This window comes from Chryseobacterium carnipullorum, assembly GCF_900142785.1.
GTDB lineage: Bacteria > Bacteroidota > Bacteroidia > Flavobacteriales > Weeksellaceae > Chryseobacterium > Chryseobacterium carnipullorum.
Genome location: NZ_FRCD01000002.1, coordinates 306,346 through 320,140, shown reverse-complemented (window position 1 = coordinate 320,140; position 13,795 = coordinate 306,346). Strand labels below are relative to the sequence as shown.

The following is a 13,795-nucleotide window of genomic DNA, read 5'->3' as shown; positions in this document are numbered from 1 at the left end:
AATCATTTCAGTTCAGAATGATTTTTTTTTGTAATTTATAATGGCAATCTATAAATACCATCAAAAATCTCTTCTCCAATTCAAAAAACTTTACGAAATTTGTGGTCTGTGCGTTAAATAGAATCAATGAAATAAAATTTTAAATCAGAACATACAGTAAAACTTAGTATAAGTTTTCTTCGGGGCAGGGTGCAATTCCCTACCGGCGGTTACAGTCCGCGACTCCTTTCTTTTGAAAGGACTGATTTGGTGAAATTCCAAAACCGACAGTTACAGTCTGGATGGGAGAAGAAAATGAAACGGTCAGTAAGATTCCTTACGGGCTTATTGTGCCGTATTTCATTTCCATGTACCGAAGACTATTTTAACTTTTAAAAGTAAAATAACATGGAAAAATTATTAGAACAATTTGGAGCAACCTCCACAGAACGTGTAGAAAATGCACTTCTAAAACTACAACAGGGAAAAGGTATTCTTTTAGTAGATGATGAAAACCGTGAAAACGAAGGCGACATCATCTTTCCCGCCTCCACCATTACAGAAAAAGACATGGCACTCCTGATCCGTGAATGCAGCGGCATTGTTTGTCTGTGCATTTCGGAAGAGAAAAGCAAACACTTAAATCTGCGTCCGATGGTGGAAACCAACAATTCAAAAAACCAGACCGCATTCACCATTTCTATTGAAGCTAAAGAAGGCGTAGAATCCGGTGTTTCTGCAAAAGACAGAGTTACAACCATCAAAACTGCCGTAGCCGAAAATGCTCAGGCGGCTCATATCGCAAGTCCCGGACACGTGTTCCCACTGATTGCAAATGAAGGTGGTGTTTTCGAAAGACGCGGCCATACAGAAGGCAGTGTAGATCTTGTGAAAATGGCCAATCTCGGTGATGATGCCGTACTCTGCGAACTGACGAATGAAGACGGCTCCATGGCGAGGCTTCCGGAGATTGTGAAATTTGCATCTCTCAAAGAAATGAGTGTAGTGACGATTGAAGATATTTACACCTATCGTAAAATCATGAGCAACTAAAAAAAAGAGATAACGCACAGAACTGCCACCCGATTGTACCGGGTGGTTTTTTCTTTTAAACAAGTTATTAAAAATAAGTTAATATCAAAACTATACCCTTTTGTATCCTCCTTTCAATGATTTTGCATCATCCATTCATCACTTTACTCAGCGAATGATTTTTTCACTAACACTATTTTATTTTGCCCATCACAATAACACAAATACCAACCATATCATTATTTTTAAGTTAAAAATCAATCCATATTGAAATATTATTAATTTTTTGCCTACTTTTTGCTGATACTTTTTTACACTACAAAATATAACATCATGAAAAAGCTTCTCATCTTAATACCCTGTTTTCTGATTTCAGAGGCAGGCGCGCAGGAAATTCAGACTGTCCAGACTGTTCCCGTTGATAAAATGAATATCATTAAGACCAACGTAACAGCTTACGCATTCAGAAATATCAACCTGTCCTACGAAAGAGCCATCACTCAATGGTTCTCTCTTAATGTAGGTTTTGGAGCTATGACCCAGGGAAAAGTCCCTTTTATTAATGCATTTTTGAAGGATGAAGATGAGAAAAGATTCCAGAACCTGAGAGTAAAAGCTACGAATTTCACCATTGAACCTAGATTCTACATCGGTAAAGGTTATGGAAAAGGATTTTATTTTGCCCCCTATTACCGATATTCCGATGTTTCTTCCAACAGTTTTGATTTCTATTATGACTATAATGCCATCGACGGAAATACCTATCAAATTCCTCTTAAAGGACAGGGAAGTACCAGTGGAAACAGTGGCGGTCTGATGGTTGGAGTACAGTTTTTCCTCACCAGAAGCCAAAATCTGGTCCTTGATTTCTGGATTGCAGGCGCTCATTACGGAAGCGGAAAAGGCGACTTTACCATGACCAGCGATTTTATTCTGACTCCTGAAATGCAGGCTCAGCTGAAGAAAGAAATTGAAAATCTGGATATTCCTTTTGTAGATTATACCGTAGAAACCAATGCCAATGGCGCTAAAGTAAAGGTAGACGGTCCCTGGGCCGGCTTCAGAAGCGGTCTCTCCATTGGATACAGGTTTTAAAAATATTATTAAAAAATTCCGTTCTTGATTTTCTGAACGGTTTTTTTATATCTTTAAACCGGATATTAATGTATCCGGTTTAATCCTTTCGCATGAAAATTCTCATCATAGAAGACCATAAAGATCTTGCAGCCAATATCACAGATTATCTTAAAAAGGAAGATTACGTCTGTGAAGTAGCCTGTGATGCGACGGAAGCTTTAGAAAAAATTGAGCTTTTTGAGTACGACTGTATTCTTCTGGATCTGATGCTTCCCGATGGAAACGGCCTGGATATTCTGAAGCACATTAAAAACTATACTCCCGGATCAAGTGTCATTATTGTTTCGGCAAAAAATTCTTTAGATACAAAACTAACCGGATTAGATGACGGAGCCGATGATTATATTACCAAACCATTTTCCTTACCCGAGCTTCACTCAAGAATAAAAGCTGTCCTGAGAAGAAAAACACCGGAGGCCAACCGCATTCTAAGTTTCAATGAAATCAAAATCGATCTGGAATCTAAGGAATGTAAAATCAATGATCAACTGATCAATCTTACCAAAAAAGAACTGAACCTGCTGATCTATTTTATCAACAATCAGAACAGGATGCTTTCCAAACAGGCCATTGCAAGTCATCTTTGGGGTGATTACACGTACAGCATTGACAATGTAGACTTCGTCTATCAGCATTTAAAAAATTTAAGAAAAAAATTGATTGATGCGGGTGGAAAAGATTATCTGCAGACCGTTTACGGATTAGGTTATAAATGGATTGATAAATGAATTTAAGTTTCCGTTTTGCCAGAGCATTCACGGTATTGGTATTTTTCGTGCTGATCACAGGGTTTGCCATTCTCTATTTTGCTTTTGAAAGGGCAACGATGCGTTCCGCTATTCTTAAACTTGAAGATTTAAATACCTATGTAGCCCATAGATTGGAAAAGGATTCCACCTATGATTATTTAAAGTTTCATCACCGGCAAACCCAGATCAATATTCTTCCTTTGAACTCTAAAAATATCAAGGAAAAAATTATTGAAGAAAAATACATCTGGAACAAAAGTATACAGTCCCACATGAACAGGATCACCGTGACCACCTACCCTGTCATTCACCATAAAAGATATGCCATCACCAGTGTAAGATACATTACGATTATTGAAAATAATTTTCTGATGAGCATCATCATGGTGATTGCATGGATTATGGTATTTCTTATTATTCTGACCATTATCGTGAGCATTCTGGTGTCTAAAAAAATTCTTGATCCTTTCTATCATGCGATAGATGAAATAAAAAAATTCAGTCTGAGAGATAACCGCTCGATGGATCTGATGAAAACAGAAACCGAAGAATTTAAATCACTCAATACATTTTTACTGAAAATGACTGAAAGCTCCAAAAAAGACTACAATCTCCTGGAAGAACTTTCTGAAAATACTTCTCATGAATTACAAACACCGCTAGCTTCCATTAAAGGGAAAATAGAACTGTTGATGGACAGTGAGCTTTCGGAAAATCAACTCATCACTCTTTCTTCCATGAATGATGAACTGGACAGGCTTTCATCGATCAATCAATCCCTTATTCTTCTTGCCAAGCTGGAACATTTTGAAAAGAACGATTCCCAGCTTATCAATTTTTCTGACTTACTTCAGGAAAGGCTTTATTATTTTGAAGATATTTTTGAAATTCAGAATCTTACGGTGACAAAAGATATTCATGAGGATGTTTATCTTAATTTTGATAAAAACCTGGCAACAATTGTCGTCAACAACCTCATCAATAACTCCAAAAGACACAATATAGAAAACGGAAAAATCTCTGTCCTGCTTACAGAAAAGTATTTCCAAATTTCCAATACGGGAAATCCTCCCACCATTCCTACTGCAGAATTGTTCAAAAGATTCAAGCGCGGAAATCCCAATCAGAACTCCATTGGGATCGGTTTAGCCCTCGTGAAGAAAATTTTGGAGATTTATGACGCTGAAATATTCTATCAATTTGAAAACGACCTGCATACAATAAGGATCAATTTCATAAAATAAAATACTGAAATTCAAAAACATAGCATCAAATGTTTAAATTTTATGAAAACTTCAGAATTTCTTCAGAATTTATGTATTGTTTAGGTGCAAACAAAAGCGCCAATGAAAAAATTAATTATTATTTTCAGTTTAACTGTTATGCAAAGTATGTATGGTCAGGATACCGTGAGTGTAAAAAAAACTACAGAAGAAGTTTCTTCTGAAAAAAATCCTTTAGATGTAGGAGAACTTAAAATAAATCTCAACTCCAAAGGGGATAAATGGTTAAAATTCGGTATTTCAAGCCAGATTTGGTTACGCAGTATCGATAATAACCCCGGGACATTGGTGAACGGAGTTCCTCAGGAGCAGACCTATGATGCAGGAATACGGAGAATGAGATTAACGGTTCAGAGTCAGGTTACGCCTTTTTATTCTGTGTTTTTGCAGATGGGAATCAATAATCAGAGTTTCATCTCAGGCGGTGGAACAGGTACGGGAAACAGTGGGGCCGGAAAAAAAGCGCCTTTCTTTTTTCATGATGCTTATAATGAATTCGCCATTATTCCAAGAAATGATTTTCAGACAGGAAAGCCGAATAAAAACAACCTCTATTTAGGAGCTGGACTTCATTCATGGAATGGAGTAAGCAGGCTCACCAATGCAAGTACCACGAAAATGCTTGCAGGTGATATTCCGGTTTTTAATTTCCCGACCATAGAAATTGCTGACCAGTTTTCAAGACAATTGGGTATTTTTGTTCATGGGGAGTTCGATCGGATTAATTATCGTTTCAGTGTCAACAAACCTTTTGCTACCAATTTAAAACCTGCTGTGGGAGGTGCAGCCGTAGACAATAATCAAAGCGGGAAATTGTCTTATTCCGGATATGCCTTTTATCAGTTTTTTACCAAGGAAACGACCGTAACGTCTTTTCTGCCCGGAAATAATTTAGCCACCAAAAAAATTCTGAACCTGGGAGCCGGTTTTTATACCAATAAAGAAGGAACCCAGTCTCAACCTTCAGAAAATATTTTTGAATCCCACAATGTCAATATTTTTGGAGCAGATGTTTATACTGAACTTTCCCTAGGCGACAAAAGTAAAGAAATGGGACTTACTTTGTATTCGGTTTACTATAATTATAACTATGGACCTGATTATTTAAGAGTAAGTGGTCTTTTGAATCCCGGTACTTCCAATTCAGCCTTTACAGGACAGAAAGCACTGGAAGGAGCCGGAAACAACAGAATTCTGATGGGAACAGGAAATATCTGGTTTTCACAAATAGGCTTTGTGATTCCGAAATTCAGTAAAATTCTAAAGGTGCAGCCCTTCTTCAATTATGCCCTTAAAGACATGAAAGCGCTTAACCAGAATGGAAGTTATTATGACGTGGGAGCCAGTCTTTATCTGTATGGTCAAAATGCAAGAATCGTCGCTCAATACAGCAGCAGACCACTCTATGATATCACCTCCAAAACAATTTTTGACAGAAAAGGTGAATTTCTACTGTCTTTTCAAATCGTACTTTAAAAAATTTAATATCTTACTTATATGAATACTACTCAAATTACAACTGCTCAAAGGATCAAAGCCATTGTGGGTGGCTCCGTAGGAAACCTTGTGGAATGGTACGACTGGTATGCCTACGCAGCTTTTGCCATTTACTTTTCCAATTCTTTTTTCCCGGATTCTGACCTGAATGCACAGCTGATGAATACTGCAGGAATTTTTGCCGTTGGATTTCTGATGAGACCCATTGGTGGATGGATATTCGGAAGTATTGCAGATAAGATCGGAAGAAAAAAAGCGATGACGCTTTCTGTACTTTTAATGTCTTTCGGCTCCCTTCTTATTGCCCTTACTCCTACCTATAAGACTATCGGAATCCTTGCTCCTGCATTATTATTAATTGCAAGATTACTTCAGGGACTAAGCGTTGGCGGGGAATACGGTGTTTCCGCAACCTACCTGAGCGAAATGGCATCGGAAAACCGCAGAGGTTTTTACTCAAGCTTCCAGTATGTAACCCTTATAGGCGGCCAGTTGATCGCATTAGGAATTCAGTTGATTTTACAGAAACTGCTTTTAACGGAGACTCAGCTTGAAGAATGGGGATGGAGAATTCCTTTCGTAATTGGGGCACTACTCTCTGTGATTGCTTTATATTTAAGAGCCAATCTTCATGAAACTGAAGCTTTTGAAAATAAAAAAGAGGTGAGCGACAAGAAAAAAGGAACTGTGACAGAACTCCTTAAGCATCCTAAAGCGTTGCTTACCGTGATCGGTCTGACTTTGGGAGGGACTCTGGCTTTTTACACCTACACAACGTACATGCAGAAGTTTTTGGTCAATACGGTTCATCTTACTAAAGAGCAATCAACCCTGATCTCCTTTATTTCACTGTTTATATTTGCCTGTCTGCAGCCTGTATTCGGAGCGTTGTCTGATAAGATAGGAAGAAGGCCTTTGCTTTTAGGTTTTGGAATTCTTGGCACCCTTTGTACAGTTCCGCTTTTAACGGCTTTAAGTACTACCACTTCGATGTGGACAGCATTTTTCCTGATTATGGCAGCCCTGATCATTGTGAGCGGCTACACTTCCATTAATGCTGTTGTAAAAGCAGAACTCTTTCCTTCTGAAATCCGGGCGCTGGGAGTAGGACTTCCCTATGCTCTTACGGTAGCTATTTTCGGTGGAACGGCAGAATATGTGGCTCTATGGTTCAAACAGGCAGGAACAGAGCAATATTTTTACTGGTACATCACCGGATGTATTTTATTCTCTCTCATCGTCTATGCAGGGATGAAAGATACCAAGGACAACTCATCACTGGATAAAGATTAATAAATCAAGTATAAAAACGGGCGCCGCAGATTCTCTGCGGCGCCCGTTTTATTTTTAGTGGTAAGCTTTTTTAAATTTCTCCACCATACTATCCAGATTATGGCGCTGGACATATACACTCTTCACGTCGTGGTATCTTGGTGATTTGTAAAAAACCTCATGGAAATCCATGCTTCCGTTTCCTACTTTCACTACTTTCTGTACATCGATATTCAGTTTTTTCAGTTCGTCTTTAAAGACTTCAAATTCATCTTGTATATTGCTCATTTATATTTTTGGATTTTAGTTAAAAATTTCAATTTTTCACTTTATCCCCCTTCATTTAACCGGGGCATCTTCTAAATTCGTAATAAAATTAGTGAATTTTCTAATATAATCATCATGTAAATGCTATTTTTTTATTTAATTTTCGATTTTTATACCAATTTTACATTTTTTGAAACTTTTCAGATAAAATACAGCCCATCGCCCGGAATGAAAAATCTATTTGAAAAGCCCATTAATTCAGGAAAAACTATCAGAAAAACAAATCTTCTTTTAAACGAGATAAAGCATTGGAATGTGCAGCTTTACCCCCCTGTTATATAGAAAATTCATGTAAATTTTGTGAGAACGGTACCTTCACACAGTGTTTTTTTCTTCCAAAGTATTTTAAAGCATAAAAATTTGAAAATTTTCAGCAGGAAAAAGAAAATATTGATAATGATTTTTTGATTTAAAATTGATCGTTGTGAGATCGCTGCGCTCCTCACCATGACAGCGGATGATTAACATTTTTAAATTACCCAAACCCTGATATCATTCCATTGTACCAAAAAATTTAAAATAACTTAAAACATATTGTAACATTTTAAATAAGTCTCTCTCTAAAAGACAGATTCATCTTAAAATTTTATACAATGAAAAAATACAAAGTCTTCTTCATTCTGATATTGTTTTTTGCAGCCGTATGCAATATATTCGGACAGACAAAGACCTATCCTTTTGAAGTAAAAAAAACCGGAAAAGGTAACCAGTCTATCATTTTTATTCCGGGATTTGCCTCTTCCGGAGAGGTATGGAATGAAACTGTAACTAAATTTGACAAGAACTTTTCTTGCTACGTATTGTCCATGAAAGGATTTGCCGGAGTACAACCATTGGCAGATGCCAGTTTTAAAGACTGGGAAAAAGGAATTGCTGATTATCTAAAAGATCTGAAGATTGGAAAAGTTATTATTATCGGACATAGTATGGGCGGCGGTATGGCACTGGCAATCGCCGCAGATTACCCTGAACTGGTTTCCAAAATAGTTGTTGTGGATGCTCTTCCCTGTTTAGCCGCACTATCAGATCCCCATTTTAAATCTAAAGAAAACAATGACTGTAGCGCCACCATCAATGGATTGAAAGCAATGAATGAGGAACAATTTAAACAAATGCAAACCGGCACGATCCCCCGTCTTGTAGCCGATTCTTCCATGCAGGAAACGGTAATTGGCTGGAGTATGAAATCTGACAGAACAACGTTTGCAAAGATGTACTGCGATTTTACCAATACCGATCTTCGTGAAAAAATAAAAACGATTCAGTGTCCTTCACTCATCCTGCTGGAATCTTATTTTGTAAATTTCAAACCAGCTATTGAAGCTCAATATAAAAATTTAAAGAATGCAGATATGAGATATGCTACCAAAGGACTTCATTTTATCATGTATGACGACAAAGAATGGTACTTTGAACAGTTAAATAACTTTTTATCATCTCACTAATGGTATTTGAAGAGATATATGAATTATACTGGCAGAAGATATTCCGTTTATGCATGGGGTATGTCAATGATTCTGAACTGGCACAGGATCTTGCACAGGAAACCTTCATTATTGTTTGGCAACAGCTTCCAAAATTCAGGAATGAGTCCAGTATCGGGACATGGATCTTTAGAATTGCATCGAATACGTGTTTAAAACAGATCGAAAGGGAGAAAAGATTTGCGAAAGCTGATCTTCCCATTCATCTTGAGGAAAAAAAACAGGAATCCGTTGAACCCCAGATACAGCGTCTTTATCAGTTTATTTCAGAGCTGCCGGAAACAGATCGTATTATTATTTCTCTGGAACTCGAGGAAGTAAAGCAGGCAGAAATTGCCGGCATCGTTGGACTCTCTGAATCCAATATCCGGGTAAGAATTCACAGGATAAAAGAAAAATTAACAAAAAGATTCAAAGAAAATGGCTACTAATATTGACTTTAAAAATCTGTGGAAACAACAGACCACTGAGAAACCCAGCATAGAAGAACTGCTTGGCAGACTGAAAAAATTTAAAAACGAGAATATCCGAAAACTTGCCGTTACCAACATTCTTTTAATCGTAACGAGTGTAGGGATAGGCTTGATCTGGTACCATTACCAACCTCAACTGATGACAAGCAAAATAGGGATTATTTTAATTATTCTGGCTATGGTCATTTTTCTGTCTGCCTATAATCAATTGTTTACGAATTTCTATAAACTGGACAATACCCAAACCAATACGGAATATCTGAACAGCTTGTACTCTCTGAAAAGCAAACAGAAATTTATACAGACCACCATGATGAACATCTATTTTATAATGTTGTTCATGGGGATCTGTCTGTATATGTATGAGTACACTTCGAGAATGACTGTCTTTTACGGAATAACCGTTTATGCTGTTACTTTTTTATGGATTGCTTTCAATTGGTTTTATTTGAGACCTAAGACGATAAAAAAACAGCAGGCTAAACTGAACGGACTTATTGATAAGTTTGAAGAAATTAATAATCAGTTAAAACAATAATATTGATTAGTGCTTTCAAAAATGGCAAATAAAAAATTCACACTTTTCACATAACCATGTAATAAAACAATATTTTCATCATAAATATAAAAAATTTTACTTATAATCAGAATATTTAATGAATTTTTTCGCGATTTCCGCATTTATATAATTTTTTATTATTTTTATTTAACGAAATCATGACTATAAGAATTATGAAAAAACTACTACTTTTAATTATCTCAGGAACCTTATGTTCCAACTTGTACTCCCAAAAGCAGGAATTCCAGGAATGCGGAACTGATGAATTAATGCGGAAACATTATGAAAGATATCCCGAACAGAAAGCTCAGGATGATGCCTTTAATCTGGAATTATCCAAACTGATCAAAAGCGGGAAGTTTTCCAAAACGATCAATAAAAAGCTGGTCTATGAAATCCCTGTCGTTGTTCATGTAGTAGGCGACGGAAGTGCCATCGGAACTGTGAATAACAAATCTGATGCGGATATTATCGCATGGGTAAATTATACCAATGGGGTATTTTCCGGAAGTGTTTCCAGCGGAATGTCCGGAACCAGCGCGGTACTGCCTGTAAAATTTGTTTTTGCCAAAGTAGACCCAAATTGTAATACAACCAACGGAATCAATAGAATTAATGCATCTAATTTACCTAAATATGTAAGCGGCGGAGTCAATAATGACAATACAACCAATGCTGTAACCGCTTCCGAAATTACCGCTTTGGGGATGTGGGATACGAGCAAGTATTACAATATCTATGTCGTTAAAAAACTAACCTCTAACTCAGGAGGATTAAACGGATTTGCTTATTATCCGGGCGGCAGTAATGACTATTCTTTCATGTCTACTAACGCATCTTCCGTGAATGCACAGACTTTAGCCCATGAATTCGGACACGCTCTGGGCCTGCGTCACACTCATGAAGGGTACAATGAATCTACAGGAGCCTGCCCTACGAATACAGACTGTACGCTGCAGGGAGATCTGGTGTGTGATACGGAACCTATGAAAAGTCTTTACCACTCGTCTGTTCCAAGCAGCTGCCAAACGGGACAGATCAATCCTTGTACGACCCAAATCTATGCAGGAGGTGAGAAAAACGTCATGGCCTATACCTACTGTTTCAGAAACTTATTTACAACGGGACAGGCAGACAGAGCCACCGCGCAGCTATTGCAGTACAGACAGTCTTTGATCAACTCTCCGGTTGCATCTACCACGACTCCTAACAACAGTTCTGTTTTAACCGCAGCTTGTACTCCTACTTCCATGACGAATCCAGGAAACTTCAACATTGGTGTTACTTCTGTGAAATTTGCCAACATCAATAATTATTCTGCCAACTACAAGCAGGCTTCTAATAATTTCTACGAAAACTTTACCGGAAACTATTGTGCCGGGGTTTCAAAAACGACCATTCCAGCCAATACCGCAACAACGCTTACGGTTGCACCGGGAACAAGCAATCCCCATATTATAAAGGCATATATCGATTATAATAATGACGGACAATTCAATGAGACCTCGGAACTAGTCCTTAATCAAAGCGGGATCAGCAACGGTTCTGTAGCGAGCATATCGGTAACTCCACCAGCAAATGCTGTTGCTAATACTCCTTTAAGAATGAGAGTAATCGGAGAATTTAACGGAACAGCCGTTACCGCTTGCTCTACTCCAAAATACGGACAGGTTGAAGATTATTCCGTAATCATCGAACGTCAGACTGTACTCTCTGTAGGAAATACTGTCAAGACAAGCACTGCCGACATTACAAAAGATGCGAATGCTGTGCTGATCAAAAGTGATCTGAAAATTTCATCATTACATATCTATGATGCTTCGGGAAGACTCCTTACCACCAGAACAGATATAAAATCATCCGAATTCAGATTCCCTGTCAACGAAAAGAATACGATCTTAACCGTAACTGCGGTTCTGGAAAACGGAAAAGTACTCACCAAAAAATTAAAATTCTAAGAAATTCATTCCAAATAGAAAAGAGAGCTCCAGGGCTCTCTTTTTACTTTTATACCAGTCAATGGACTATGATTGCTTCTCTTCTTCAAGTTCTACCTCATGTCTGAGCTGAGCTTTGTAAAGGGTTGAGTAGTATCCGTTCTGATCAAGTAGCTCCAAGTGTTTTCCTTCCTCTACTATTTTTCCATGTTCCATCACAATTATTTTATCTGCTTTCTCAATGGTGGAAAGCCTGTGGGCAATGATAATTGAGGTTCTGTTTTTAGTAATCTTTTCCGTGGCTCTCTGAATCAGTTTTTCACTTTCATGATCAATAGAAGAAGTGGCTTCATCCAGAATCAGAATTTTAGGATCTGATAAATAGGCTCTAAGGAAAGATAACAACTGTCTTTGCCCTAAAGAAATAGAGGAACCTCTTTCGCTGACCACAAAATCATAACCACCGGGAAGCTGTTCGATAAACTGGTCAACTTCAATTTCTTTGGCTCCAGCTTTTATTTTTTCCAAGGTAACGCTTTCATCACCAAAGGCAAGGTTTTCAAAGATACTTCCGTGGAAAAGGAATACATCCTGCAGCACCACACCGATATGACTTCTCAGGTTATAGAGTTCATAATCTTTTACCTCAACATCATCAATCACGATTCTTCCGGAATTAATATCATAAAGTCTTGTGATAAGACTGATGATCGTAGATTTACCAGCACCTGTAGCCCCCACAATAGCAACTGTTTCTCCTGGATTTACTTTAAAATCGATTCCCTTCAGCACTTCCTGTTTATCATCATAAGCAAAACGAACATTTTCAAATTCAATTTTACCATCGAAATGATCTTTTTTCACGATTCCTGTATTCGGCATGGCATAATCTTCATCCATCACACCCAATACTCTTTCAGCCCCTACAAGACCTCTCTGGATATTATTGAAGCGGTCTGCAATCTGTCTTAACGGACGGATCAGCATTGAAATATATTGAATAAATGCGATAACAACACCAGCACTGATCGTAATGTATCCTCCATAAAACAGGATAAATCCAATGAATAATGAGGATATCAATTCTACAACCGGAAAGAACAAAGAGAAGATAAAAACCGTTCTCAGTAAAGCGCTTTTCAGAGTAATATTAATATCATCAAATTTTTTGAACTCAGCATCCTGTCTGTTGAACACCTGAATAATGGACATCCCTGCCAGTCTTTCCTGAACGAAAGAGTTTTGATTGGCCGTCCACGTTCTTTCATCTCCGAAAGCTTTTTTAAGTCTCTTCTGAAAAAACCTGGTAATCATCACCATTAAGGGAAGGATCGCCAAAGTAATATAACTCAGATGAACATTGGTGCTGAACATCATCACCAAAACGAATACAATTCTCAGAATATCTCCGAAAACCATCAGAAAACCATCAGTATACACTGTAGAAATCGTCTCCACATCACCCACGGCACGGGTAACCAACTGGCCGATGGGAGTTTTATCAAAAAATGATGTCCTGAAATAAATCAATTTGGCATACAGTCTCTCGCGAATATCACGGATAACATTCTGCGAAATATAATTTGAAAAGTAAACTAAGAAAAAGTTTAAAATAGTTTCTGCAAAAACCAAACCTACCAGAATGTAGATATGCTGCATCATCAACGCTTTATCCTTCAGCTTGGTAATATCATTGTCTACCACCTGCATGGTAAGATAAGGTCGATAGGTAGAAACCACGGACAGTATGACGGAAATTATTAAAGTTAGGATGAACCATGAACGGAATTTCATTCCAATAAAGAATAGCCTCTTAACAATCCCCCAGGTATCTTGTTTTTTCATTGTACGAGTTGAAGAAAGAATTTAAAATTCTATGCAAAAATAAGACTTTATAATTTGACAGCCTTTACAAGTTGATCAAATCGTCATAGAAAATTTCAGATAAGTGTCATTTACAATATGAATATATTTTGGTGGATTTGTGTTAACAGGTAAGTTACAATGATCGTGGCGAAGGCAACCGAAGCCAGCATAAAGGTGACTTTCGAAACCTAACCTACCTA

General features: G+C 37.6%; 12 protein-coding genes and 1 riboswitch. Of the genes, 10 read left to right on the top strand and 2 right to left on the bottom strand.

The genetic code is table 11. The features are described 5' to 3' along the window. The first annotated feature begins 171 nt into the window (after positions 1 to 171). Positions 172 to 297: riboswitch (FMN riboswitch) on the top strand. Positions 298 to 387: 90 nt separating this feature from the next. The 6 genes from ribB (at position 388) to BUC06_RS03580 (ending at position 6,970) form a co-directional block, all read left to right on the top strand. Further along, positions 388 to 1,032, top strand: a complete 645-nt coding sequence (gene ribB, locus BUC06_RS03605) for a 3,4-dihydroxy-2-butanone-4-phosphate synthase (protein ID WP_073329828.1) — start codon at positions 388 to 390, stop codon at positions 1,030 to 1,032. Between the two features lie 312 nt (positions 1,033 to 1,344). Continuing rightward, positions 1,345 to 2,106 (top strand): DUF3575 domain-containing protein, encoded by a 762-nt coding sequence (locus tag BUC06_RS03600; protein WP_073329825.1) that lies wholly within the window; start codon positions 1,345 to 1,347, stop codon positions 2,104 to 2,106. A 92-nt stretch (positions 2,107 to 2,198) separates the two neighbouring features. Further along, on the top strand, positions 2,199 to 2,876 hold the full coding sequence (locus tag BUC06_RS03595; RefSeq protein WP_073329822.1) for a response regulator transcription factor: 678 nt from the start codon (positions 2,199 to 2,201) through the stop codon (positions 2,874 to 2,876). Beyond that, positions 2,873 to 4,141 carry a sensor histidine kinase gene (locus BUC06_RS03590; RefSeq protein ID WP_073329819.1) on the top strand — a complete coding sequence of 423 codons (1,269 nt, stop codon included), beginning with the start codon at positions 2,873 to 2,875 and terminating at the stop codon, positions 4,139 to 4,141. Before BUC06_RS03595 ends, BUC06_RS03590 begins: the two co-directional genes overlap by 4 nt. A 102-nt stretch (positions 4,142 to 4,243) precedes the next feature. Continuing rightward, the gene (locus BUC06_RS03585; RefSeq protein ID WP_139263278.1) at positions 4,244 to 5,656 is read left to right on the top strand and encodes a porin; all 1,413 of its coding nucleotides are present in this window, start codon (positions 4,244 to 4,246) and stop codon (positions 5,654 to 5,656) included. Positions 5,657 to 5,677: 21 nt separating this feature from the next. After that, on the top strand, positions 5,678 to 6,970 hold the full coding sequence (locus tag BUC06_RS03580) for an MFS transporter (protein WP_073329816.1): 1,293 nt from the start codon (positions 5,678 to 5,680) through the stop codon (positions 6,968 to 6,970). A 54-nt stretch (positions 6,971 to 7,024) separates the two neighbouring features. Here the strand turns inward: BUC06_RS03580 and BUC06_RS03575 are convergent, their stop codons facing one another. Then, positions 7,025 to 7,237: a hypothetical protein gene (locus tag BUC06_RS03575; RefSeq protein ID WP_073329813.1), complete on the bottom strand. Its 213-nt coding sequence runs from the start codon at positions 7,235 to 7,237 to the stop codon at positions 7,025 to 7,027. Between the two features lie 632 nt (positions 7,238 to 7,869). Here BUC06_RS03575 and BUC06_RS03565 point away from each other — a divergent pair. The 4 genes from BUC06_RS03565 to BUC06_RS03550 all read left to right on the top strand — a co-directional run bounded on the left by BUC06_RS03565 (position 7,870) and on the right by BUC06_RS03550 (position 11,750). Beyond that, on the top strand, positions 7,870 to 8,721 hold the full coding sequence (locus BUC06_RS03565) for an alpha/beta fold hydrolase (RefSeq protein WP_073329807.1): 852 nt from the start codon (positions 7,870 to 7,872) through the stop codon (positions 8,719 to 8,721). Then, positions 8,721 to 9,191 carry an RNA polymerase sigma factor gene (locus BUC06_RS03560; protein ID WP_073329804.1) on the top strand — a complete coding sequence of 157 codons (471 nt, stop codon included), beginning with the start codon at positions 8,721 to 8,723 and terminating at the stop codon, positions 9,189 to 9,191. Before BUC06_RS03565 ends, BUC06_RS03560 begins: the two co-directional genes overlap by 1 nt. Further along, positions 9,181 to 9,771, top strand: coding sequence for a hypothetical protein (locus tag BUC06_RS03555; protein WP_073329801.1), 591 nt, complete (start codon positions 9,181 to 9,183; stop codon positions 9,769 to 9,771). Before BUC06_RS03560 ends, BUC06_RS03555 begins: the two co-directional genes overlap by 11 nt. A gap of 194 nt (positions 9,772 to 9,965) precedes the next feature. Beyond that, entirely contained in the window at positions 9,966 to 11,750 is a 1,785-nt protein-coding gene (locus tag BUC06_RS03550; RefSeq protein WP_073329798.1) for a GEVED domain-containing protein, read from the top strand. A gap of 66 nt (positions 11,751 to 11,816) precedes the next feature. Here BUC06_RS03550 and BUC06_RS03545 read toward each other — a convergent pair whose 3' ends face one another. Then, positions 11,817 to 13,574 (bottom strand): ABC transporter ATP-binding protein, encoded by a 1,758-nt coding sequence (locus tag BUC06_RS03545; protein WP_073329795.1) that lies wholly within the window; start codon positions 13,572 to 13,574, stop codon positions 11,817 to 11,819. Between the last annotated feature and the right edge of the window lie 221 nt (positions 13,575 to 13,795).